This is a genomic window from Streptomyces sp. HNM0575 (assembly GCF_012726265.1).
Classification (GTDB): domain Bacteria; phylum Actinomycetota; class Actinomycetes; order Streptomycetales; family Streptomycetaceae; genus Streptomyces.
This window is the reverse complement of record NZ_JAASAG010000001.1, coordinates 890,629-913,939: the sequence shown is the minus strand read 5'-3', so window position 1 is coordinate 913,939 and position 23,311 is coordinate 890,629. Positions and strand designations below refer to the sequence as shown.

The window sequence follows — 23,311 nt, the reverse complement described above, 5'->3', positions numbered from 1 at the left end:
ACGGACCAGTCGGTTTGGGCGCACACAACCGGGTACTGCGCCAGGGATGTCGCACCGTGCTTGTAGTCGTGCCGTTCATGGTGGCCGGGATTCGCCTTATGGACGTTCTCGCACTACTGGAGTCCGATCACCGTGTCGTGGTGATGTTCACGGTGGCACCCGCACCGAATGGTGCGATGTGCCATGGCGCTGAAGAATTCGTGCGAGGTCAGGGTGGGTTGCTCTTGCCTTGGCAGCAGGCTGTGCAATGTGAGTTCGACCTCATACTCGCTGCCAGCGAGACGGCGGTCGAGCAACTGCACGGAAAGGTGATGCTCCTGCCTCATGGGGCGGGTGCGATGCCGTCCAGGCTGCGTGCCCGGACCGCCGGTCCCGAGGCATGCCCGACACATGGGCTGGACCGCGGTTCGCTGATGCACCGTGGGCGCTTGTTGCCGGCCTCGTTGCCGCTCGCGCACAAGGACGAGCTGACGCTGCTTCGCGAATCGTGCCCCGATGCGCTACCGGTGGCGGTCGTCGCGGGTGACGTCTCCTTCGACCGGTTGGTCACCAGCATGCCGTGGCGGCACGCCTATCGACGGGCATTGGGGCTGCTTCCGAGCCAGAAACTGGCGTTGGTGACGTCCACGTGGCAGCCGGAATCGGCTCTGGGAACGCACCCGGATCTGCTGGACCGGCTGATGGGCGAGTTGCCGCGTGACCGATACCGCGTGGCGGCAGTGCTGCACCCCAACGTCTGGGGTGTGCACGGGGCGTGGCAAGTTCGGGCATGGCTGGCCGACTCCCTGCGTGCAGGCCTTCTTCTGCTGCCGCCGGAGGAGGGCTGGAGAGCTGGACTGGCATCTGCCGACGTGGTCGTCGGCGATCACGGATCGGTCACCAGCTACGGTGCAGCGATCGGCTCTCCAGTGGTGCTGGCGTCCGCGAATCTCGAAGGCTTCCTACGTCCGGGCAGTCTTGCGAACATCGTCAGCAAGGAGGCTGCACGCCTGAGGATGGACAGGCCGCTGGCCAGGCAGCTGGAAGAGGTGGTGAACGGACATCACCCGGGCCAGCAGAGGCACATTGCGGGACTGATCACCTCCGAGCCGGGACGAGCGGCGCACATCCTCCGGCGAACGATGTATCGGTTACTGGACCTTCCGGAGCCGTGCAGGCCTCTCACCAACGAGCCGGCACCACTTCCGATACCTGTCACCGGCCCCAAGAGCCGGTCGTTCAGGGAGGCCGGATGAGTTCGTCCCCGTGCCGGCATGCGCTCCTGCGTGGCCGGATGAACCCTCGTACAGGCAGAGAGCTGACGGTTGGGCGATGTGACCTGCACAGTAGGCGCGCTGCCGGCGTAGAGGTGTGCTACTGGGATGGCGTGGGACGGCAGCAGAGCGGGTGTCCGTGTGTGACCGCCGACAGGTACCTGGTGGCCGCGGAAAGAGCGAGGGCAAACTGGCGACAGAGCGCTGATGTGGTGATCGTTCCCTTGCAACTGTCAGCCGGTCGTGCGGTGAGGGCCGCTCATGCCCAACTGGCAGCATCCCCAGGTTGCTCACTTGCCGCAGTGGCGGTGGCCGAGTTGGGGACGGTGCTCCGGACCAGGGACGCCGAGCAGGTCATAGTCCCTCATGACAGAACAGGGCAGGAACGAGTGTGCGGAGTATGTGCCTACCCGTGGATTGCTGTAGGAGGGGAAATCGCCGAGCTCGTCGAACCTCTCGCTCTGGGTGCCGCAACGCGGTCATGACGGTGAACTCCCCGGAGGACTGGACTGCTGCGCTTCAATTCTGGCAAGCGCACGGTCCACCCTCCCCAAGTCGGGGGCACCGGCTTGCCGGTAAAAGCCTCGTGACCGGCCGATCAGGCCGTGAGCGGTGGCCAGTTCCCCGAGTGCCTCCGCAGCTTCACCCCACACCATCAGTACCTGTGCCCGGTACTGGCTGGATCCCGAATCATCTATGAGCGGCCAGGCTGCCCGAGCGATAGTGACCGCTTCACCGGCACGGCCTGCACGCCTGTATGCATCAGCGAGCCAGACCATCGTCATCGCCTTGACCTTTTGGTCGGACAGTGACTCGGCCAAGTCCCGGCCCCGGACGAGCTGGTCGATCGCCTCGTAAGTCCTTCCGGCGGCCAACAGAGCTTGGCCGAGCCGGCGCCGACCGAGTGCCTCCCCCCGTACGCGTTCGGCCCGGTGGTCGAGTGCGACCGCTTGCCGTAACACCCCTACGGCTTCGTCGAAGCGGCCCTGGCTGCGGTACGCCATCCCCACAAGTCCCAGTGCTTCTGTTTCTGCCCGCTCGTGTCGCGCCTCTCGTGCCGAATCGAGAGAAGAGAGCCCCTGCTCAAGCGCTTCCTCCCTGCGGCCCAGGTTGTGGAAGGCGAAGCCCAGGTGGTGGTGCATGCGCGAGAGGGCAGCGGGATCGGCGCAGCGCGAAGCGGCCTTGATGCCGAGCCTGTAGGCGGCCATCCAGTCGGGGAAATGCTTGCGGTGGAGGAAGAACGACCACATCGCTTCAGCCAGTTGCCAAACCAGAGAGTCGAAGTGGCGCTCGTGGCCGGCGCGCATCAGAGCCATCAAATTCGGCAGTTCGCCCTCGAGCACCTTGAGAGCTTCGCGGCCGGTCCGGAAAGTGGTACGCGAATCGGCGGCCCTGTGGACAGGACCGAGTTGCCACTCCAGCGGCGTCACCACATGGTCGACCTCAGTGGCAAGGGCGAGGTGGTACTCCAGGAGACGCTGGATGACGCCGTCCCGTGCAGTGGCACCGTCGCGCGTCTCGGCACGCTGACGGGCGTGCAGGCGGATGAGGTCGTGAAAGCGGTACCGGCCGGACCCTCCGGGCTCCAGAACGCTGGCGTCTACCAAGCTCTCCAACAGCGCGATCGCGTCGTCTTCCGGTAACTCCAGTGCCGCTGCGGCGGCTTCGAGGGCGAGGTCCGGTCCCGGATGCAAACCGAGCCACCTGTACGCGCGTGCGGCATCCGGCGGCAGGCCGTCGTAGGAGAAGTCGAACACACTGAGTATGGACACGTCTTCCATAGCCAACCCTTGAAGTCGCCTCTGTTCGTCCTTCAGTTCCCGCTCCACCCGAGCGATGGACCACTGCGGACGCATCACGAGCCGTGCTCCCACGATGGACAGCGCGAGTGGAAGTCCCGCGCACAGGCGCACCAATCCGGCGACCGCCTCCGCTTCCGCAGATGTCCGGCGCTTCCCCACAGTGCTGGTCAATAGCTCTCTGCCCGCCTGCTTCGGCAAAGGCGTGACGGGCAGGAACTCGGCACCGTCCCTGGCCAGCCCGCCCAGTCGCCACCTCGTGGTCACCACGACAGTGCTCATCGCCGAAGAAGGCAGCAGTGACCGCACCTGAGCGGCCGACACCGCGTTGTCCAGCAGAATCGACAGGCGGCTACGGGCGGTGATCGAGCGGAAGAGGCTTGCCGCCTCCTCAGCTTCGGCGGGTACCTTCCCCCCTTCGACGCCCAGAGCCCGGAGAAATCCTCCGAGCACCGAGTCCGTCGGCTCCGGTACCCCGGCAGGGTCTGACGCCAGGTCAACGTAGAGCTGACCGTCCGGATAGCGATCAGCCACATCGTGCAACCACCGTAGGGCCAGCGTGGTCTTCCCGACCCCTCCAGGCCCGCTGATCACCGCCAACACGGGTCGGTTCTCCTGGTGGGACCCAGTGATGCGATCAAGTGCGAGAAGTTCCGCAGCACGGTTCGTGAAGTGCGCCGGTGCGGGCCTGAGTTGACGAGGTACCAACTTTTGGCGGAGGGCAGCCAGTTCGGCGTGGTGTACGTGTACGTCTCCGTGAATCGAGCCCGCCTGAAGGCTTGGTCCGTGCACGTGTGCTGATCCAGCGATGCTGTTGTTCGTCTCATGCAGTACTGCCTGGTGGTGCTGGAGCCAGGCGTCCAACTCTGCCCTGAACACTGCATCGGCGGCGGCGTACCGGGCCAAGAAACCGGACAGTTGCAACAGCGCCGGCAAGGGGTCCGGAGCCCGGCAGGCTTCGTCCCACTGCCGCGCCGACTCTTCTTCGGGTTCGAATCGTGCACACACAAGTTGGTGCAGATCCCTGCCGGCCGGTGATGTGTTCAGCGGCCTGTGGGCAATCATGGCCGATAAGAGTGCAGCGGCTATCTCTGCTTCCCCCACAGTGCATCTCCCCCGGATGTGTCCAGCCATCGCATCAGTTCGGGCACACGCTGCTGGGTTTCACTCACAGCCGCTCCCCCGGCCCTTCCCTACCCGGAGGGAGTGGAGATCGACCACCCCAAATCTCCATGAGGGCAATTTCAGACCTCGTATCAAATTGACATGGCCATAAAAATCACGCCATGCCATTCTCGATGGACGACAGTCGTACCGGCGGGAGGGGCGCTGGTGAAGCTCCGCATACTGCTACTGGGCACAGTCGCGTTGCGGGCCGAGGAGACACACAGCCCGCTCGGATCACCCAAGTCGGGCCTGACTCTTGCCGCGTTGGCGTGGGATGCCGGACGGACGGTCGGGGTGGACACCCTCGTCCACCGGGTCTGGGACGAGCATCCTCCAGCTAAGGCCCGCGATGCGCTGTATGTTCACATTCACCGAATCCGTAAGGCCCTTGTCGCGCTCGCGGGTCCACACGCCCCCGAAGTGATCAGCCGTACGCACACGTACAAGCTTCAGGCGGACCCGGACACCGTGGATCTGCGTCGCTACCTCACCCTTCTCGATCAGGGCCACGTTCTTGCCGACAGCGGCAGCGAACGGGATGCGCTCAAGGCGCTCAAGGAGGCTTCTCGATTATGGGCCGGTGAGCCGCTGGCCGGGCTGCCGGGGGCATGGGCCGCTGAGATTCGCAGCATCGTGAACGAGAAGAACCTTGGAGCCGTCTTACTGCAAGCAGACATCGCATTGCGACTGGGTCGCTTCGGGGAAGCCGTCGCTGCCTTGCAGCCCCTGGCGGAGCGGCACGCTCTGAAGCAACCCTTTGCCGGACAGCTCGCTCTTGCCCTCCACGGGTACGGGCGCACCGAAGAAGCAGCCCACCTGTTGCAGCGCACACTGCATCACCTGTGGCGGTCAGGCACTGAACCGAGTGATGAGCTCACCCGCATCCATAGGGGCATCCTGGCCGGCACACCGGTCACCGCCCTGCTGCCTGTACCTTCCGCGCCCCTCGCTTACAGCAGTACGAACAAGCCTGCCGACTCCCTCCCTCCCGAGGCGGTGTGGGTGGGCCGCGAAGCCGAGCTGAAACGGCTCACCACACTTTCGACCGGCGCGAACGGTGCGGTGCGTCCGACTGCCATCACCGGCATGCCCGGCTGCGGAAAGACTGCTCTCGCCGCCCATGCCGCTCGCCAAATGCGTGAACGCTTCCCCGGCGGAAGGCTCGTCGTGAACCTGCGCGGACATGCCCTCCACCAGTCCCCAATGACGTCCGCCGAAGCTCTGCGCGAGCTTCTGCGACACCTCGGCACACCAGTACAGGCACTGCCTCATGATCTTGACAGCTTGATAGCGCTGTGGCGGGCTGCGGCCCAAGACCGCAGCTTCGTAGCCGTCTTGGACGACGCAGCCGGCGCCGAGCAGGTCCGCCCTCTTCTGCCCGGGGATTCCTCTTCCCTGATCATCATCACGAGCCGTAACCAGTTAGCCGGCCTGCCTGGCGTCCAGCACATCGCGCTGGACGTACTCACCCCCGCGGATGCGGTCGCACTTCTCCGCCGTACGCTCGGCGAGGAACGGACGGCAAACTCAGCCGAAGCCGCCACCCTGGTCCGCTTGTGTGGGTATCTGCCGCTCGCGTTGGACATCACCGCCAGCCGGCTCCTGTCCCGGCCTTCCTGGAACATCTCCGACTTGGTTCAGCGCTTCAGCCGGACCAGAAGGCGACTGCCCGAGATCCGTGACCCGTACCGCGCGATGGCGCAGTCGCTGGAGGTCTCCTACCAAGCACTCTCACCCACGCAGCAGAAGGCCTTCCGTTGCCTCGGCCTGCACATCGGTTCTGAGTTCGGACCCGATACCGCCGCCGCGCTCACCGGCCTGCCACTTGCCGAAACCGAGCGCGTACTCGAGGAACTGCTGGCAGGGCATCTGATCATGGAGCCGGCCCCTCATCGCTATTTACTCCATGACCTGTTGCGCGAGTACGCGGCCACGCTTGCCGAGAGCGACCCGACCATCGATATCCAGAAAGTGCTTGGGCACCTCCTCAATCACTATTTGTACACCGCGGACCAAGTGGATCGCCGCGCCTACCCCCACCGTCTCCGCATCGATCTGCCGGAAGGCCCAGCCCCCTCAACGTGGCAAGACGACGACCCGCAGCGTTGGTTCATCACCGAAGGGGCCAACCTGCTGGCTGCCCTCGAGTACACCCAAACCCACAGCTCACAGGAGCAACTTGCCTTGACGGCCCACACTCTCGCGGGATTTCTGGGCAGTGAGGGCTATCTCAACACGGCAACTGCCCATCTCCACGGGGCCGTTGCGCACTGGCGGAACAGCGGAGACCACGAAGCCCTCGGTCGTGCTCTGATCGACCTCTGTACTGTCTGCGGCAACGCCGGCTCTTACGGAACAGCTGTGGAGAGTGCCCAGACCGCCTTGCAAATGGCCCAGGACGCGGGCGACGAAGCACTCGAGGCTGAAGCCCTCCACCAACTGTCGATCTCCTCCTGGCACACGGCCAAGCACGCCGAAGCTTTCGATTTCCAGCAACGCGCCCTACGGCTTCGGCTGGCCAGGACGGACCGGCTCCAGCAAGGCCGGAGCTTCAACATGCTTGGCACCATCTGCCTCAGCCTCGAGCGACAAAAGGACGCGCTCAAGTACTTCCTCGAAGGTCTCGCACGCTTCCGCGATGTCCAGGATCGGCGCGGACAGTTCACCACCCTCAACAACATTGCAGAACTCTACAGAGAGGTTGGAAACCTGGGGAGCGCCATCAACGCCTACCAACAAGCGATCAAGCTTTCCCAGGCCCACGGCAGCAAGGCCCCATACGCGATTCTCCAGACGAATTTGGCGGCCACCCTGCTCGCACACGGAAGGCCTGACGAAGCCCTGAAGCTGTACGAGGCGGCACTTCCCGCGTTGCGCAGCGCCGGGGACCGCCGCAGCGAAGCCATAGCTCGCAACGGGATCGGCCAAGTCCTCCATGCCACGGGGAGAAGTGAAGAAGCTCTGGCTCACCACACAGCTGCGCTCGCCATCGCCCGAACAATCCAGGCCGTCCTTGAAGAAGCTCAGGCCCTCCGAGCCCTGGGCAAGGCAGAAGCTGCTACAGGGCGGTTCTCCCAAGCCTCCGTTCACTTGGAAGCCAGTCTCGCCCGAAGTCGGAAGTTCAACTCTCGATCCGAGGAAGCCAAGACGTTAGAAACACTTCACCAGTTGCACAGCAAGCATCGAAAAGACAGCGGTGGCAATTAGCAACATAGGGCACATCAACGGCATAGGACCTCGTAGTTGACCCCTGGCCGGCGCATATTCACGACCGGCAGCGTCCGGCGCCCACCGTGCCGCAACTGACCTCATCGCCAGTCGCGGTCAGAGGCTCCTACGCGATCCAACAACCCCACTCAGTCACGCGCATGAGACGACGCTCCTGACTCTCGGACACGCGCATATGCCTTGACCACGTGCCTAGTGCAAATGTGGTTGCTATAGCGAATATAAATGTGATCATTATGTATTGATCTAAGGGTTGAACTGGCATGATGCCCGTCTGAGTTGCGTGTTAGCAACGTTCGCATGCAGGATGTCGAGCCTCAGGACCGAGACGACCGGTGGGAGCACTCCCACCCGGGCCGACGTGCACAACACGAGATGAGGAAAACTCTCGATGTACCGGATAGCCAAGAAGATCATCCTAGTGACGCTTGTATGCATCACATACATCATGAGTACCGGAGCAGAGCCGCCCACCTCAGCGTGAACGCACGTGCCGTTCGGCCAGCCCCCGCCACCACGGCTCGTCGGAAAGTTCTCTGACAACATTCCGGCACGACATACCAGCGCGCACTGCAAGCATGTTCTTCGCCCAATGCAGGAAAGACAGTCGCCCGTGGGAAACCGACAGCTGTCGGTTTCCCACGGGCGACTGTCCATACGCCGACTATGGCAACTCAGTAAGCCTGCCTCTCAGATGTCGAACTACAGGTGGGCAGGAGCTTTGACCTGTACAGAAGCAGGACGCTCGATGGGTCGGTGCACACGGGTGCACACGACACGACGTGCTCTCCGCGACGCGGATGCAGGAGGTTCACCGCGTCGCTGGCTCGCTCGGCGGCAGCTCCTCGCGTGGACCGTCCTCCCAGTCTCCTGCAGTGAAACAGCAAGAATCCGACAGACTTCAACTCGTTGTTCCTGTTCGCAGCCTTCAAGGAGGCGCTCCAGCCGACGAAGCACCGCGATGTCCGGCCCACAGCGCACGATGACACCCAGGGCCACGCACGCGGAAACTCCGAGGACCACCACGGACGGGGTCATGCCTCGTAGCCCTTCCTGGTGTACGCCGCGACCTCTTCCGCCTCAGCGGCCGTACATGCATGACCAGTGTCGATTCAAGATCACTGCGCGATTGCCAAAGTGAGCGGAGTGACGAGAGATCAGCTCGATCGCCTTCCCCCGCGGCAGTCCTTCCGCAAAGCCGTGTGCCAAGAGGTTCGCGCAGAAGGCTTCTACGGTGTCACCGCCCGCGAACACGTTCTGGGCGACTTGTACTGGGCCGCCTCTCAACTCGCCCTGCTCACCGGCCGCTGGCGCGCCCTGCGACACGTCACAACCAGCCCCCGCAAGACCAGCCACATCATCAAAGCCGCACTTGTACTCACCCATCTCGAACACGGCAAGCCCAACTGAAAGCTGGTGAGATCACTCGCGTCAGCTCAGGCTTTCCGCCACCGACAGGTAATCGGTGTAGATCTGCGGTGAGCCGGAGAACGAAGCCAGCTGCTTCCATTCCTCGTACATCTGCTTCGTGTCCCGATAGGCCTTGGCGAATTCAGCAGCCTCAGCAGTCGCGATGTCCGCATCAGGATAGAACGCATGGAGTGCCGCGAGGCTGGCAATCTCCATCAGCACTACATACTGATCCAGCCGGTTTCCGCGCTCGCCTTTCAGCAGGCGGAATTTCCAGTCGGGATAGTCCTCGATGCGATGATGATTCTCAGCGATGAAGCTTTCGAAGGTATCTGCCCGGACGTCGGGGCGCAGCGCGAGATTGTGGATGCCGATCACACGGGCGAGAGGTTCTTCTCCTGGGCCGCGCTCCTGATAACGGGGCCCATCGGCGACTGTGCTCTTCTTGTTTTCCGCCAGCAGGCGGTAGTCGGTATAGATCGTGGGCAATTCGCTGAATGTGCCGTATTTCTTCCATTCGCGGACAAGCTCCCGGGCCTCGGGACGATCGCGCCAGAACTGCCGCGCCAATTCTGTTTGATTGCCGTCAGCCGCCAGGTAACGGTCGCGCTGCCCGGCGTCATCGATTTCGAACAGCATCATGTATTGACCGGCTCGTTCGCCGCGCAGGCCGCGCAGCAGCGTCCAGCGCCACCCGGGGTAGCAGGGAATGTGCACGCCTTTGTTGCGAACAAAGGCTTCGAATTGCTCCGGCGTCACGCCGGCCTCGGTATCGATAGCGATGTAGTACAGACTGAAGACCGGCGCGTTTGACGTGTCATGGCGTGGCATTCAATGCTCCATGGGTCTCGACTGCTGTTGGGCGAATCTGCTGGCCTGAGTCGCATTTGGTTGTTCCGAAGCTGCGACAGAACGTTCGGAGGCCCTGGCCGACTTCCTCGACCGAGTCCACGCGAGGACTGCGACCACGACGGAGCCGAGGGCGATGGGGAGCGCAGCCAGGCGGGGAAGTTCCGAGAGTCATGGCGAGACGGTAATGGAGTCCGCTCAGCTACGGGAGAGCGCACACGGTGCCGCGCTTCACACTGCGAACATGATCACACTCAGCTCCTGCCCGTGCTCAAGCTGCCTTCGACTCAGGCGACTTACGGTGCCGAAGTCAGGGCGGGAGCTGATCTCGTCTTCGTCCAGGGATTCAGTTGCCCTGTCAGACACACGGACAGACACAGCTGTGCCTGACTACCCGTCAGCTACTTCGGCCGCGCCCGGTGCACATCCGGTGCACACGAGGGCGAAAACAGACGGTGGCCCGCGGAAGACGCCGAATGGCGTTTCCGCGGGCCACCGATGGCCGTGCCGCGAGGGTCAGTTGAGACCGACCGGCCCTGTCAGATGTCGAAGTACAGCTCGAACTCGTGCGGGTGCGGCCGCAGTTGCATCGGGGCGATCTCGTTCTCGCGCTTGTACTCGACCCAGGTGTCGATCAGGTCGGCCGTGAAGACGCCGCCCGCCTGGAGGTATTCGTTGTCCGACTCCAGGGCGTCGAGGACCGCCGGGAGGGACGTGGGGACCTGCGGGACTCCCGCGTGCTCCTCCGGGGCGAGTTCGTAGAGGTCCTTGTCGATCGGCTCGGCCGGCTCGATCTTGTTCTTGATGCCGTCCAGGCCCGCCATCATCAGGGCGGAGAAGGCCAGGTACGGGTTCGACGACGGGTCCGGCGCGCGGAACTCGACGCGCTTCGCCTTCGGGTTGGAGCCCGTGATCGGGATGCGCATCGCGGCGGAGCGGTTGCGCTGCGAGTAGACCAGGTTGACCGGCGCCTCGAAGCCCGGGACCAGGCGGTGGTACGAGTTGACCGTCGGGTTGGTGAAGGCCAGCAGCGACGGGGCGTGCCTGAGGATGCCGCCGATGTAGTAGCGGGCGGTGTCCGAGAGGCCGGCGTAGCCCTGCTCGTCGTAGAAGAGCGGGGAGCCCTCGTTCCACAGGGACTGGTGTACGTGCATGCCGGAGCCGTTGTCGCCGAAGATCGGCTTGGGCATGAACGTCGCGGTCTTGCCGTTGCGCCAAGCCGTGTTCTTCACGATGTACTTGAAGAGCATCAGGTCGTCGGCGGCGGCGAGCAGCGTGTTGAACTTGTAGTTGATCTCGGCCTGTCCGGCGGTGCCCACCTCGTGGTGCTGGCGCTCGACCTGGAGGCCGGCCTTGTTCAGTTCGAGGGTGATCTCGGCACGGAGGTCGGCGAAGTGGTCGACGGGCGGGGCCGGGAAGTAGCCGCCCTTGTAGCGGACCTTGTAGCCGCGGTTGCCGCCGTCCTCGATGGCGCCGGTGTTCCAGGCGCCGGCCTCGGAGTCGATGTGGTAGTACGAGCCGTTCGCCTTGGTCTCGAAGCGGGCCTCGTCGAAGATGTAGAACTCCGCCTCGGGACCGAAGAAGGCGGTGTCGGCGATGCCGGAGGAGGCGAGGTAGGCCTCGGCCTTCTTCGCCACGTTCCGCGGGTCACGGCTGTACTGCTCGCCCGTGATCGGGTCGTGGATGAAGAAGTTGATGTTGAGGTGCTTCTCGCTGCGGAAGGGGTCCAGCCTGGCCGTGCTCAGGTCGGGTACGAGCGCCATGTCCGACTCGTGAATGGCCTGGAAGCCGCGGATCGAGGAACCGTCGAACATCAGGTTCTCGTCCGGGTCGAAGGATTCCGCCGGCACCGTGAAGTGCTGCATGATGCCCGGCAGGTCGCAGAACCGGACGTCGATGAACTTCACGTCGTGGTCCGCGATGTATTTCTTGGCCTCGGCGGCGTTCTGGAACATCCATCCTCCTACTCCCGCCGCGGGGGGACGGGAATTGCTGGTACGCAGGCCAGTGCGGTGGCGCGCGGTGTGGCCGACGATAGGCAGGCGCGATTTCTCAAGCGTGACCCGGCTGTTTCGCTGATGTTAACCAGTGTGCTCCTGATCGCCGGTGACCTGCGAACAAGGTCGTTTCCAACGGCGCGATACGGTGGCCTGGTGGACAACAGGGATGCCATCGGCTCATGGCTTTCGGGCCCCCGCGCCGCGGCCGAGGACATGGGGGCGGATTTCGGCCACCGCGGCGAGCGGCTGGGGCTGCCCGCCGACGGACCCCGTTCCATCGCGCCGGTCGGACGGCGGCTGGGCGCGCTGTTCACCGACTGGGCGCTCTCCGTGCTCATCGCGTACGGACTCTTCGCGTCGGGTGATCTGCGCAGTACGGACAACTGGGCGCTGGCGGTGTTCCTCGTGATGAGCCTGCTGACGGTCGGCACCATCGGAAGCACCCCCGGGAAACGGCTGCTGCGGCTCCGGGTCGTGGCCCTGGAGGGTCTGGGGCGCCCGGCGCTGTGGCGGGTGGCGGTGCGTACGGTCCTGCTGGGGCTGGCGATTCCGGCGCTGATCTGGGACCGCGACGGACGCGGCCTGCACGACCGCCTCTCCGGGACCGTCCAGGTACGGATGTAAGGCGCGGACCGGCCACCCCACCCCGGCAACCGGCAACCGGCAAGAGCGGACCGGCCACCGGCAAGAACGAGAAGCGGGTACGGGCCGGAAGCGGAGCATCGCTTCCGGCCCGTACCCGTACGTGTATGTGCCGGACCCTGCACGTAGGCCGCTGCGCGTATGCCGCGCTCAGCGGCCGTTCTGACCGCCTCGCGGCATCCGCATGCCCTTCGGCATCGGCCCCTTGGGGATCGGCATGTTGCTCATCAGGTCGCCCATCGCGCGCAGCCTGTCGTTGGCCTGCGTCGTCTGCGGACCGGTGAGCACGCGCGGCAGCTTCAGCAGCTTGGTGCGGAGCTTCTTCAGCTCCACCTGGCCCTCGTCGTCGCCCACGATGAAGTCGTGCACGGGGATGTCCGAGACGACTCGGGCCATGCGCTTCTTCTCCGAGGACAGCAGCGAACGCAGCCGGTTCGGATTGCCCTCGCCGACGAGGACGATGCCGGCCCGGCCCACCGCCCGGTGCACGACGTCCTGACTGCGGTTCATGGCGACGGCCGGTGTGACCGTCCAGCCCTTGCCGATGTTCTCCAGCACGGCCGCGGCGGCGCCGGGCTGCCCTTCCATCTGACCGAAGGCGGCACGCTCGGCGCGACGGCCGAAGATGATCGCCATCGCGAGCAGGGCCAGCATCACGCCCAGGACGCCCACATAGACCGGGTGTCCGATCGCGAAGCCGACGGCGAGGAGTACACCGAAGGTGACAAGCCCCACACCGGCCAGGACCAGGCCGATCTTCCGGTCGGCACGCCGGGTCATCTTGTACGTCAGAGCGATCTGCTTGAGCCGCCCAGGGTTGCTCTCGGAGTCTGCCTTCCTCGCCATGCGGGGAAGTTTACGTGGCGGCCGGCCTTCGCTCGGCCGCGGCCTCCAGTACCCGCTGGGCCTCGGTGCGCGCCACCGCCCTCCGGCGGTCCTCCAGCACCGCTGTCCAGGCGTTACGGCGTGCGGTCATGTGGCCCCTGCGCATCAGCAGGCCCTCGAAGTTCTCCAGCGCGCGCAGTGTGGTCCGCAAGTCGATTCCCCTCTTCGTGAGGTCACGTGGCCGTCCTGAGCGTCGTGATCCGTACGCCGTGAGCGGCCGCCACGTCATGGGCGCCACATCGGCGCCGGGTCATGAGCGATGGCCGTGGACGGTATGTGCAGCCATCGTCACCGTCAGGTGTTACCAGCGGATGACCAGCGCGTCAAAGCCTGGAGAACCGATGCGGCGGAGATCACGCCGCCGCTCCGCCGCGAAGTGGCCCCGGTCACGCGGCCCGGGCGTCGCGGGCCTCGATCGCCTGCTTGTACAGACGGCCCGCACGGTACGAAGAGCGCACCAGCGGACCGGACATGACGCCCGCGAAGCCGATCTCCTCGGCCTCCTGCTGGAGTTCGACGAACTCCTGCGGCTTCACCCAGCGCTCCACGGGGTGATGACGGGCCGAGGGCCTCAAGTACTGGGTGATGGTGATGAGTTCGCAGCCGGCGCCGTACAGGTCGCGCAGCGCCTCACTGACCTCCTCGCGGGTCTCGCCCATGCCGAGGATGAGGTTGGACTTGGTGACCAGTCCGTCCTCGCGGGCGCGGGTGAGCACCTCGAGGGAGCGCTCGTAGCGGAAGGCGGGACGGATGCGCTTGAAGATGCGGGGCACCGTCTCGACGTTGTGCGCGAGCACCTCGGGGCGCGAGGAGAAGACCTCGGCCAGCTGCTCCGGTACGGCGTTGAAGTCGGGGATCAGCAGCTCGACGCCGGTGCCGGGCATCAACTCGTGGATCTGGCGCACGGTTTCGGCGTAGAGCCAGGCGCCGCCGTCGTCCAGGTCGTCGCGGGCGACGCCGGTGATCGTGGCGTAACGCAGCTGCATCTGCTCGACGGACTCGGCGACGCGGCGCGGCTCGTCGCGATCCAGCTCGGCGGGCCTGCCGGTGTCGATCTGGCAGAAGTCGCAGCGGCGGGTGCACTGTTCGCCGCCGATGAGGAAGGTGGCCTCGCGGTCCTCCCAGCATTCGAAGATGTTGGGGCAGCCGGCCTCCTGGCACACCGTGTGCAGGCCCTCGCGCTTGACCAGGTCCTGAAGCGCGTTGTATTCGGGGCCCATCTTGGCCCGGGTCTTGATCCACTCGGGCTTGCGCTCGATCGGGGTCTGGCTGTTGCGTACTTCAAGGCGGAGCAACTTGCGACCGTCGGGTGCGACAGCGGACACGTCCGGCTCCCTACGTGCTTTCGATTCCTCGGCGAACTTCAGGGTACGCCCACCGCTCGCGTGCCTCCCACCCGCCGGTGGCCTCGCAGACGCAGGCCGCGCCCGCGGCGGCAGTAGGAGCGTCGCGGCTGGGAACTACACGGCGCGGGGCAGGGCTCATACGGCGCGGGGCAGCGGCTCCGACGACTCCAGCACCTCGCGCAGATGCTTCTCCATCACGGGCAGCACGTCGGCCACGGGCACGTCGCGGCCGAGTTCACCCGAGAGCGACGTCACGCCCGCGTCGCGGATGCCGCACGGCACGATGCGGTCGAACCAGGTGTTGTCGGGGTCGCAGTTGAGCGCGAAGCCGTGCATGGTCACGCCCTTCGCGACCCGTACGCCGATCGCGCCGAGCTTGCGGTCCTCGCCGCGCTGGCCCGCGTTGGACGGCGCGTACTCGGGACCCTTCAGGCGCGGGTCGTAGTCGTCGTCCTCGTCGTCGCCCCGGCGGGCGTCGAAGTCCAGGGAGAGACCGCCGAGATCAGCGCGGGGCCGCTCGGCGGCGTCGCCGAGGACCCATGCGCCGCTGCGGCCCTCGATACGGGTGGCCTCCAGACCGAAGTCGGCGCAGGTGCGGATCATGGCCTCTTCGAGGCGCCGTACGTGCGCGATCACGTCGACCGGGCGGGGCAGCTTCAGGATGGGATAGCCCACCAGCTGGCCCGGACCGTGCCAGGTGATCTTCCCTCCGCGGTCGACGTCGACGACGGGAGTGCCGTCGACGGGGCGCTCGCTGGGCTCGGTGCGGCGGCCCGCCGTGAAGACCGGGGTGTGCTCCAGGAGCAGGCAGGTGTCGGCGATCTCGTCGGCGAAGCGGGCGGCGTGCACGCGGCGCTGCTCCTGCCATGCCTCTTCGTAGTCCACGGCTTCGGCGCCGAATCCCAGACGGACAAAGCGCAGCTCGCTCACGGCTCCTCCAAAGTTCCGCCGGACTGTGCCGGGCGGGCCGCGCCGACGGCGGGCCCGCAGAAAACTCTACGGCCGCGGCGGCGCTTTCCGGCAGCCGGGCAGCTCCTCACACGTATGGATGAAAAGGACAGCGATGCAGGCGAGCCGCACCGGCGGCAGGGCTAAATTCGCGCCATTCCGCAGGGTGCCAACGACGCCTGCCGCAAGCCGCAGCTCAGGAGCCCGTAAAGCTGATGACCACCGAACGTTCCGGGGACTCCCTCGCCCAGTCCTCACCTTCCGCCGGCCGCTCCGCCGCGTCCTCCCCCTCCGCCTCGCCGTCGTCACCGTCCTCGGCGGCCCGGCCGGGCCCGTCCCAGCCGCCGGGGTCGCACTCCGCCGCGTCACAGCCGTCGGGGCAGTCGGCGGCCCAGTCCGCGCAGCGCGTCCCCAACCGCCAGCTCGCCTCGCTCATCGCCGAGGCGGGCTTCTCCAACGCCGGACTGGCCCGGCGCGTCGACCAGTTGGGCCTGGAGCACGGCCTCGACCTGCGTTACGACAAGACGTCCGTGACGCGCTGGCTGCGCGGCCAGCAGCCGCGTGGCACGACCCCCGCACTGATCGCGGAGGTCTTCACGCGCCGGCTCGGCCGCCGGCTGAGCGCCCAGGACCTGGGGCTCGACGCGTGCGCCCCGGTGTATGCGGGGCTGGAGTTCGCGGCGACGCCGTCGGAGGCGGTGGACATCGTCAGCGGCCTGTGGCGCAAGGACTCCGGCAGCCACGCCGAGCTGCGGAAGATCGCCTTCACCCCGGCCGGGCTGGTCGTGCCGAGCCGTGACTGGCTGATCGGCCGGCCCGACGAGCGGGTGGCGCGTGGCGTCGACTCCGAGCCCGTGCCGGGCGCGGGAGGTGGCCCGGCGGGCGCCGGACCGGACGCCCGCGGTCTCCACGGCAGGCCCGGCAGACCGGGTGCCGTGGGCGGTGCCGCACGGGGCCAGGGCCCCGGCGGCGCGCGCGTGCCCTCACAGATGCGGGGCGGACCGCTGCCGGTCCCCTCGGTGGCCTCCCGTACCGGCGCGGGAGCGGGTGCCGCCGCGGGCGGACTGCCGCGGACCGCCGCGGGGGGCGTTCCCGGCGCGTTGCGCACGGACCGGCCGGACCGGCCCGACCGCACGGAGCGCGGCCCCGGCCAGCGCGTCACCGCCGGGGACGTCAACGCGCTGCGCTCCGTCGGCGAGCTCTTCCGCGCCCTCGACCACGCGTACGGCGGCGGCCACGCCCGCCAGGCCCTCGTCCGTTATCTGGAGCACGAGGCGGAGCCGATGCTGCGCGGGGTGTACGGCGAGCAGCTCGGGCGGCGCCTGTTCGCCGCCGCCGCGGACCTGACGCGGCTCGCGGGCTGGACGTCGTACGACATCGCGGCGCACGGCCTGGCCCAGCGCTACTTCGTGCAGGCGCTGCGGCTGGCGCAGGCGGCGGGCGACCGCGGCTACGGCAGCTATGTGCTGGTGACGATGAGCAGGCAGGCGGTGTATCTGGGGCACGGCCGGGAGGCGGTGCAGCTGGCGCGCGTGGCGCAGCAGGGCGTGGGCACGGCGGCGCCGCCGCTGGTGCAGGCGCTGCTGCACGCGGCCGAGGCCCGCGGGCACGGCGTGCTCGGCGAGGTGCGGGCGTGCACGTCGTCGCTCGCGCGTGCCGAGAGGGCGCTGGAGGCGGCCAAGTCCGGTGAGGACGTGCCGCCTTGGGCCCGCTTCTTCGACGAGGCGCAGCTGGCGGACGAGAGCGGGCACTGCCACCGGGACCTCCAGCAGTACCGAGCGGCGGCGCAGCACGCCGAGCGCTCGCTCCAGCTGCGCGGCACGGGTTTCGCCCGCAGCCGCCTCTTCTGCCGCGTGGTGCTGGCGACGGCGCGGCTCGGGCTGGGCGAGGTCGAGCAGGCGTGCCAGCTGGCCGCGGAGGCGGCGCAGCAGGCGGCGGAGATGCGGTCGGTGCGGGCGCACGAGTATGTACGGGACTTCGAGCGGCGCCTGGAGCCGTACCGCGACGCGGCGCCGGTACGGGGCTATCGGGAGCGGGTGGCGGCGCTGAACTAGCGCGGCCGCCGCCGCCCGGGAGGGGCCGGTCTCACCAGCCGGTACGGCCGTCGATGTGCTCCCGCAGCAGATCGGCGTGGCCGTTGTGCCGTCCGTACTCCTCGATCAGGTAGACGAACAGCCAGCGCAGATCGGCGAGTTCGCCGTTGGGGCGGCGGAAGGTGTCGTCAAGGGAGCGCCCCGCCACGGCGGCACGGGCGGCGGCCACCTCCCGGTGATAGATCTCGAAGTCGCCCTCGGCACTCTCCGGGGTGCCGTCCTCGAAGTCCCCGTCCATGTTGTCCTCCGTGAAGAAGACCCACGGGAGATCGCTCTCGCCCGCGAAGTGGTTGCGGAACCACCAGCGTTCGACCCCGGCGAGGTGCCGGGCCAGGCCGAGCAGCGACATCGTGGACCGGCCGACGCTGCGCACGATGAGCTGCGAGCCGGTCAGTCCGCCGCACTTGTAGAGAAAGGTCGCCCTGCCCAGGTCGAGCGCGCTCTCCAGGGCGACCCTCTCGTCCGCCACGGAGATGCGCTCGGGGCGCTGCACTTCGGGACTCGTCCACGTCATGGGCGAACGCTAGCCGCAGCCACTGACAGCGGGTGCCGGTCGAGGGCGGCCCTGGCCGGAGCGGGCGGGTTCGGGCCGAGCGGATGGGCCCGCCGGGCCGGGCCCATCCGCTCGGCCCGAACCCCGTGCCGTACGGGGGCCTCGCGCCGGCCCGCCCCCCGCGCGGGCCGGTGCGAGGCACCCGCCTCCCCCTCCCCCTCGTATGCGTACGCGGCATGACCGTGCGCAACGGCATCCGTATGCGTACGCGGCTCAGCAGGCGGCCGTACCCGGGGCGGCTCCGGGCGGGGCGGCCACGGGGAACAGCCGCACCCCGTCCCGGCGCAGCCCGTGCCGGCGCAGGCAGGCACGCCCGTAGACGCGCTGGAAGAGCAGCAGTACCGCGAAGGTCACGACCAGCAGCACGTCGTCGAGGACCGGCACGAGGTCCACGGGCAGGGTCATCGCCATCACGATCCGGAGCGACGCGTCGACGAGACAGGCGGCTCCCCAGAAGGCGCTGCACATCCACAGCAGCCGCCGGAAGGCGGGATAGCGCTCCCAATTCCCTTCCCACGTACGCTGCTTGGGCTCGTCCAGTACGACGCGGGCCGCCTCGTAGAGGAACGGCCGCCGGGAGACCAGCGTGACCAGCATCCACACGCCGAGCGCGGCCATGCCCCAGGCGCTGCGGATCAGCAGCACCCGCGGGCTGCCCGAGACGAACGACACCGCGACCGTCAGCGCCATCGCCCCGAGCATGAAGAGCTGCAAGCCGCCCGCGCGCCCCCGGGTGAGGAGACCGCGCACCGCCTCGGCCGCGGGGATGGCGGCACCGGCCAGCAGCGCCAGGAACTGGTTCGCACCGGCCCAGCGCAGCCCGTAGAACAGCGCCAGCGGGGCGATCACGTGTATCAGCAGCGCACTGCCGAACTTCCCCCCGCCGCGGGCGGGTTGGCCCGGTCGCTCGGGCCGCGGGTCGTCGGGTCGGTGTTCTCGCGGGGTGTCTCGCGGGGTGTCTGTCACGGCCACGGCCTTCTTCGAGGAGTGCGAGGGGTGCGAGGGGTGCAAGGAGATCGAAGTGTTCGGGGAGATCGAAGTGCTGGGGAAGTCGGGGGAGTTCACTCGGGCCGGGTGGCGCGCGTGAAGACGGCGACCAGTTCGCGGGTGTAGGCCTCGAAGTCCAGGCCGGGTTCGCCGCGCAGCCGCCTCGCGGCGGTGTCGACGGCCGCGCGGATCATCACGGCCACGGAGTGGGTGTCCAGGTCGCGGAACTCGCCGCTGCTCCTGCCCTCGGCGAGGATCCCCTCCAGCCCCCGCACGCTGCCCTCCTGGGCGCTCTGCGAGGAGTACGGCTCACCGCCCTCGTCGCGCAGATGAGGTCCGATCTCGGTGAGGGCGGCCATCTCCTGCGGATGTCCGCGCAGGAACTCCATGTTGGCCTCCAGGTAGGCGCGCAGCCTGCCGGCGGCCGTCTCCTCCTGCCCCATACGGGAGTTGATCTGCTCGGCGGCCTGGTTGAAGACCTCGTGGAGGATCTGGTGGATCAGGTCGTCCTTGTCCTTGAAGTGGTACGAGATCATCCGCGGGCTGCTCAGCCCCGCCCGCTCGGTGATGCGGGCGAACGAGGCCTTGGTGTAACCGAGTTCGGCGATGGTGTCGATCGCCGCCCGCACGATCTGCGCTCTGCGCGCCTCGTTGGTGAATGTCCGCTCCATGCCCATGGCTTCCGTGATCCCCGTCCGTCGTCCGCCTTGTTCGCTACGCGGCGTGATTGTTATCTGCTCGAATAAAAGCTACCGCATGCGAATCACATCTGCCAGTCCATCGGAAGCGCGGACTCGCTACGCGATCCGCGGGCTCAACTCCAGCCGTACGTACGGCGGTTCAGGACGCGCGCCGCCGGGGCCGTCGGGATCCGCAGGGCCGGGAACCCGGGGCGTGGGGCTCATCGGTGGCGCAGGGGTTCGCAGGGGATCTCCATCGTCACCATCGTCGGACCGCCCGGCGGGCTGCTCACCGCGAGGATGCCGTCGAACTGGGCCAGTCGCCGCTCGATGCCCGCCATCCCCGAGCCCTTCGCGGGGTCCGCGCCGCCGCGGCCGTCGTCCGTGACCGCGATCCGCAGCATGCCCTCACCCGTCGGGGGCACGGCCTCGCTGTAGTGGACGTCGAGCCAGACGCGTTCCGCCCGCGCGTGCTTGGCGGCGTTGGTCAGGACCTCGCTGACGGCGAAGTACGCGGCGGACTCGACCGGTTCGGCGAAGCGCCCGTCCAGTTCGACATCCGTCTCGACGGGGACCTGCATGCGCAGGGCAAGGGCGCGTGCCGCGTCGCCGAGGCCGCGCTCGGCGAGGACCGGGGGGTGGATTCCCCGTACGAGATCGCGGAGTTCGGTCAGCGCCTCCGCGGAGTTCCGCCGTGTCTGCGCGATGAGCCTCTTCGCCTGTGCGGGGTCCTTCTCGACGAGCGCTTCGATGGTGCCGAGGCTCATGCCCATGGAGACCAGGCGTGCCTGTGCGCCGTCGTGCAAGTCCCGTTCTATCCGGCGCAGTTCGGCGGCGGAGGAGTCGACGGCGTCGTGGCGCGTCTCGTAGAGCCGCTCCACGCGCTCCTCCAGCCGCGAACCGCGGCTGGGCGAGATCATGCCCTTGACGATCAGGAAGTGCCCCCGCACGAAGTAGGGGTTGACGCCCGCAGCGAGCACGAGCAGCACGGCGCCCAGGCCCGCGCACAGCGTGGCCGTACCGAAGCCCTCGACCGGGATGAAGGCGTACCAGTAGTCATGGCGTACGGCACGCCAGACGCCCGCGCAGATCACGAAGCCCTCGATGCCGTACGCGATGAGCGCGGGCGGGAAGAGCGCCGTGACGAAGCCGAAGACCGCGTCCGTCAGCAGCCAGACCAGGTCCCGCCATGTCGCCGGGTCGCGCAGCAGCCGCGTGCAGCGCGTGACGGTGCCGCCGAGGCCGTCGGCGGGCGGCAGCGGCCGGTAGGGCGGCGGGACGGCGAGACCGGCCCAGTCGAGGGCCAGTTGGCGCCGCTGGTTGGCATGCATGCGTACGAGGTGCGTCACCGCGGGAGTGGTGACGAGGCCGACGCCCAGCACGACGAAGGCGATCGAGACGACGCTGAGGATGAACAGCGTGAGCGACACCCCGAGCGAGAGCAGGCACAGCGCGAGACCGCGAACTGCCGCGAGCAGGGCCGCACTTGCCCGCTCACGCAGCGCCGGTCCGCCTTGCGGCGCCGCTCCGCCTCGCGGCACCGCTCCGCCTCGCGGCGCCGGTCCGTCCCGCCCCGCCGGTCCGGTGTGCTCTGCCCGTCCGTCCTCCCCCGCAAGCCCGCCCCGCCGCGCGGCGGGACTCCCCGCGAGTGCCCCTTCGCCTGCTGCCCGCTGACTCACCGCTGCCGCTCCTTCTCCCGGTCCCCCGGGGCGCTCCCCGCCGCCCGCACATGCCCTCGTACGCCCAGGGCACGGTCATCAGTCTGCGCCGCCCGGGGCCGTACGGGCAGGGGGACCGGCCCCCCTCCGGGGGTGTAGCTGACACCACCCCCGCACTCCTCCCGCCGCTCTCCCTGTCCCGGCAGCGGAACCACACGGCGCCCGGGACGCGCTCCTGATCAGCCGCGGTCGCCGCACACCCCCACAAGCCGCAAGACCCCACCAGGACAGGCATATTCGCAGGTCGGAGCCGCCTGCCGCGCGGAATCCGGCCGCCTGTCCGCGCATGCCACGATCCGGCGAGCTTCTCTCGTGGGCCACAGCTCCAGCCCGTACGCTGCCCCCATGCCGCACATCACCGTCGACTACTCCGACGCCCTTGCCGACACATTCGACCGCCGCGGCTTCGGACTCGCCCTGCACCCGCTCCTCGCACGCACCGTGACGGGTTCGGTGGCCGGCTGCAAGACCCGCTTCCGGCAGATCGAGGAGTGCGTGATCGCCGACGGTTCGGACAAGGTCGCGATGCTCCACGTCGAGGTGGCGCTGCTGTCCGGCCGTACGCCCGAGGCGAAGGCCCGGCTCTCGCGTGCCGTGCTCGGGCTCGCACGCGACCACGTCAAGCCGACGCCGGGCGTCACGCTGCACACCTCCGTCGACGTATGCGACCTCTCCCGCGGCAGCTACGCCAGTCACACGGATGAGGACCACTCATGAGATTCGGACTGCTCGGCACCGGCCCCTGGGCGCTCAGCACCCACGGCCCGGCACTCGCCGCACACAAGGACGTACAGCTCACGGGCGTGTGGGGACGCCGCTCCGAGGCGGCGGCACAGCTCGCCGACGGCCTGGGGACCCGCGCCTACGACGACGTCGACGCGCTGCTGACCGACTGCGACGCGGTCGCCGTCGCGCTCCCCCCGGACGTGCAGGCGCCGCTCGCGGTGCGCGCCGCCGAGGCCGGCTGCCATCTGCTGCTGGACAAGCCGGTGGCGACGACTCCCGGGGCCGCGCGGCAGGTCTCCGCCGCGGCCGACGCCGCGGGCGTCGCGTCCGTCGTCTTCTTCACGCTGCGCTTCAGCGATACGACCGCCGCGTGGATCGCCGAACAGGCCGCGGAGGAAGGGTGGTTGACGGGCCGCGCGGACTGGCTCTCCCCCGTGTTCGGCGGCGCCGACTCCCCCTACACCGCCTCGCCGTGGCGCCGCGAGAAGGGCGCCCTGTGGGACGTCGGACCGCACGCGCTGTCGGTGCTGCTGCCCGTGCTCGGCGACGTGGACGATCTGGACGCCGTACGGGCCGCGCGCGGTCACGGCGACACCGTGCACGTGATCCTCCGGCACACCAGCGGCGCGTCCAGCTCGTGCACGCTCTCCCACTCCGTGCCGCCCGCGGCGGCCGGTGTCAGCGCCGAAGTGAGGGGCGCAGCCGGGGCGGCGGCGATGCCGGTCCGCGACGAGTCGCCGGTCGACGCGTTCACGCGCGCCGTCGACGCCCTCATGGAGTCGGCGCGTACGGGGGTGCCGCACGCGTGCGACGTGCGATTCGCCCAGCGGGTGACGGAGATCCTCACGGCGACGGAGGCGGCACTCCCGTAAGCGGCACCCGTGACGGCCGTTGCTCCCGTGACCGGCGGCACCCGTGACGGCCGTTGCTCCCGTAGCCGTCGTACCGCCGTGACGTGACGGCACCACCGCCTCGACGCCCGGACCGCCGCCCCCGCACGCCCACGCACGCTCCCGCGGCGGGCGGT

The 23,311-nt window shown here is 68.1% G+C and carries 18 protein-coding genes; 7 read left to right on the top strand and 11 right to left on the bottom strand.

The features are described from left to right. Window positions 1-56 precede the first annotated feature (56 nt). Entirely contained in the window at window positions 57-1,235 is a 1,179-nt protein-coding gene (locus tag HCC61_RS03730) for a hypothetical protein (RefSeq protein ID WP_206321958.1), read from the top strand. Between the two features lie 497 nt (window positions 1,236-1,732). On the opposite strand, the gene HCC61_RS03725 is transcribed toward HCC61_RS03730, so the two are convergent. Next, on the bottom strand, window positions 1,733-4,117 hold the full coding sequence (locus HCC61_RS03725) for a tetratricopeptide repeat protein (protein ID WP_206321957.1): 2,385 nt from the start codon (window positions 4,115-4,117) through the stop codon (window positions 1,733-1,735). 267 nt (window positions 4,118-4,384) lie between these two features. On the opposite strand from HCC61_RS03725, the gene HCC61_RS03720 reads away from it, so the two are divergent. Next, complete coding sequence (locus HCC61_RS03720; protein ID WP_169133722.1) at window positions 4,385-7,426, top strand: tetratricopeptide repeat protein; 3,042 nt, start codon at window positions 4,385-4,387, stop codon at window positions 7,424-7,426. A 1,167-nt stretch (window positions 7,427-8,593) separates the two neighbouring features. After that, a complete protein-coding gene (locus tag HCC61_RS03715; protein ID WP_169133138.1) occupies window positions 8,594-8,857 on the top strand; it encodes a hypothetical protein in 264 nt (87 codons plus the stop codon). A gap of 21 nt (window positions 8,858-8,878) precedes the next feature. Here the strand turns inward: HCC61_RS03715 and HCC61_RS03710 are convergent, their stop codons facing one another. Then, a complete protein-coding gene (locus HCC61_RS03710; protein ID WP_169133721.1) occupies window positions 8,879-9,688 on the bottom strand; it encodes a hypothetical protein in 810 nt (269 codons plus the stop codon). Window positions 9,689-10,245: 557 nt separating this feature from the next. After that, the gene (gene glnA, locus HCC61_RS03705) at window positions 10,246-11,661 is read right to left on the bottom strand and encodes a type I glutamate--ammonia ligase (RefSeq protein WP_169133720.1); all 1,416 of its coding nucleotides are present in this window, start codon (window positions 11,659-11,661) and stop codon (window positions 10,246-10,248) included. Between the two features lie 198 nt (window positions 11,662-11,859). Here glnA and HCC61_RS03700 point away from each other — a divergent pair, with 198 nt between their 5' ends. Next, the gene (locus HCC61_RS03700) at window positions 11,860-12,330 is read left to right on the top strand and encodes an RDD family protein (RefSeq protein ID WP_169133719.1); all 471 of its coding nucleotides are present in this window, start codon (window positions 11,860-11,862) and stop codon (window positions 12,328-12,330) included. A gap of 168 nt (window positions 12,331-12,498) precedes the next feature. On the opposite strand, the gene HCC61_RS03695 is transcribed toward HCC61_RS03700, so the two are convergent. From HCC61_RS03695 to lipB, 4 genes are all read right to left on the bottom strand, one after another. Next, on the bottom strand, window positions 12,499-13,194 hold the full coding sequence (locus tag HCC61_RS03695) for a DUF4191 domain-containing protein (RefSeq protein ID WP_169133718.1): 696 nt from the start codon (window positions 13,192-13,194) through the stop codon (window positions 12,499-12,501). Window positions 13,195-13,204: 10 nt separating this feature from the next. After that, entirely contained in the window at window positions 13,205-13,390 is a 186-nt protein-coding gene (locus HCC61_RS03690; RefSeq protein ID WP_346777018.1) for a hypothetical protein, read from the bottom strand. Between the two features lie 229 nt (window positions 13,391-13,619). Further along, window positions 13,620-14,558 (bottom strand): lipoyl synthase, encoded by a 939-nt coding sequence (gene lipA / locus HCC61_RS03685; protein WP_169133716.1) that lies wholly within the window; start codon window positions 14,556-14,558, stop codon window positions 13,620-13,622. A 156-nt stretch (window positions 14,559-14,714) separates the two neighbouring features. After that, the gene (lipB, locus tag HCC61_RS03680) at window positions 14,715-15,509 is read right to left on the bottom strand and encodes a lipoyl(octanoyl) transferase LipB (protein ID WP_169133715.1); all 795 of its coding nucleotides are present in this window, start codon (window positions 15,507-15,509) and stop codon (window positions 14,715-14,717) included. Between the two features lie 233 nt (window positions 15,510-15,742). Between lipB and HCC61_RS03675 the strand changes: the two genes are divergently transcribed. Continuing rightward, window positions 15,743-17,581, top strand: a complete 1,839-nt coding sequence (locus tag HCC61_RS03675) for a regulator (protein WP_240968366.1) — start codon at window positions 15,743-15,745, stop codon at window positions 17,579-17,581. A gap of 31 nt (window positions 17,582-17,612) precedes the next feature. Here HCC61_RS03675 and HCC61_RS03670 read toward each other — a convergent pair whose 3' ends face one another. The 4 genes from HCC61_RS03670 to HCC61_RS03655 form a co-directional block, all read right to left on the bottom strand. Further along, a complete protein-coding gene (locus tag HCC61_RS03670) occupies window positions 17,613-18,134 on the bottom strand; it encodes a DinB family protein (protein ID WP_169133714.1) in 522 nt (173 codons plus the stop codon). Window positions 18,135-18,386: 252 nt separating this feature from the next. Then, the gene (locus tag HCC61_RS03665; protein ID WP_346776998.1) at window positions 18,387-19,139 is read right to left on the bottom strand and encodes a VC0807 family protein; all 753 of its coding nucleotides are present in this window, start codon (window positions 19,137-19,139) and stop codon (window positions 18,387-18,389) included. A gap of 95 nt (window positions 19,140-19,234) precedes the next feature. Continuing rightward, window positions 19,235-19,831 (bottom strand): TetR/AcrR family transcriptional regulator, encoded by a 597-nt coding sequence (locus tag HCC61_RS03660; RefSeq protein WP_169133713.1) that lies wholly within the window; start codon window positions 19,829-19,831, stop codon window positions 19,235-19,237. Window positions 19,832-20,061: 230 nt separating this feature from the next. Beyond that, window positions 20,062-21,342, bottom strand: coding sequence for a histidine kinase (locus HCC61_RS03655; protein WP_169133871.1), 1,281 nt, complete (start codon window positions 21,340-21,342; stop codon window positions 20,062-20,064). Window positions 21,343-21,903: 561 nt separating this feature from the next. Between HCC61_RS03655 and HCC61_RS03650 the strand changes: the two genes are divergently transcribed. Next, window positions 21,904-22,275, top strand: a complete 372-nt coding sequence (locus HCC61_RS03650) for an isomerase (RefSeq protein ID WP_169133712.1) — start codon at window positions 21,904-21,906, stop codon at window positions 22,273-22,275. Then, window positions 22,272-23,156 carry a Gfo/Idh/MocA family oxidoreductase gene (locus tag HCC61_RS03645; protein WP_169133711.1) on the top strand — a complete coding sequence of 295 codons (885 nt, stop codon included), beginning with the start codon at window positions 22,272-22,274 and terminating at the stop codon, window positions 23,154-23,156. Before HCC61_RS03650 ends, HCC61_RS03645 begins: the two co-directional genes overlap by 4 nt. Window positions 23,157-23,311 lie beyond the last annotated feature (155 nt).

What these genes read in the sequence shown, in the direction of transcription:
- HCC61_RS03695 (WP_169133718.1), bottom strand. Translation starts at nt 13,194, where the DNA reads ATGGCGAGGAAGGCAGACTCCGAGAGCAACCCTGGGCGGCTCAAGCAG.
- HCC61_RS03675 (WP_240968366.1), top strand. Translation starts at nt 15,743, where the DNA reads ATGACCACCGAACGTTCCGGGGACTCCCTCGCCCAGTCCTCACCTTCC.
- HCC61_RS03710 (WP_169133721.1), bottom strand. Translation starts at nt 9,688, where the DNA reads ATGCCACGCCATGACACGTCAAACGCGCCGGTCTTCAGTCTGTACTAC.
- HCC61_RS03645 (WP_169133711.1), top strand. Translation starts at nt 22,272, where the DNA reads ATGAGATTCGGACTGCTCGGCACCGGCCCCTGGGCGCTCAGCACCCAC.
- HCC61_RS03725 (WP_206321957.1), bottom strand. Translation starts at nt 4,117, where the DNA reads ATGATTGCCCACAGGCCGCTGAACACATCACCGGCCGGCAGGGATCTG.
- glnA (WP_169133720.1), bottom strand. Translation starts at nt 11,661, where the DNA reads ATGTTCCAGAACGCCGCCGAGGCCAAGAAATACATCGCGGACCACGAC.
- HCC61_RS03660 (WP_169133713.1), bottom strand. Translation starts at nt 19,831, where the DNA reads ATGGAGCGGACATTCACCAACGAGGCGCGCAGAGCGCAGATCGTGCGG.
- HCC61_RS03670 (WP_169133714.1), bottom strand. Translation starts at nt 18,134, where the DNA reads ATGACGTGGACGAGTCCCGAAGTGCAGCGCCCCGAGCGCATCTCCGTG.
- HCC61_RS03650 (WP_169133712.1), top strand. Translation starts at nt 21,904, where the DNA reads ATGCCGCACATCACCGTCGACTACTCCGACGCCCTTGCCGACACATTC.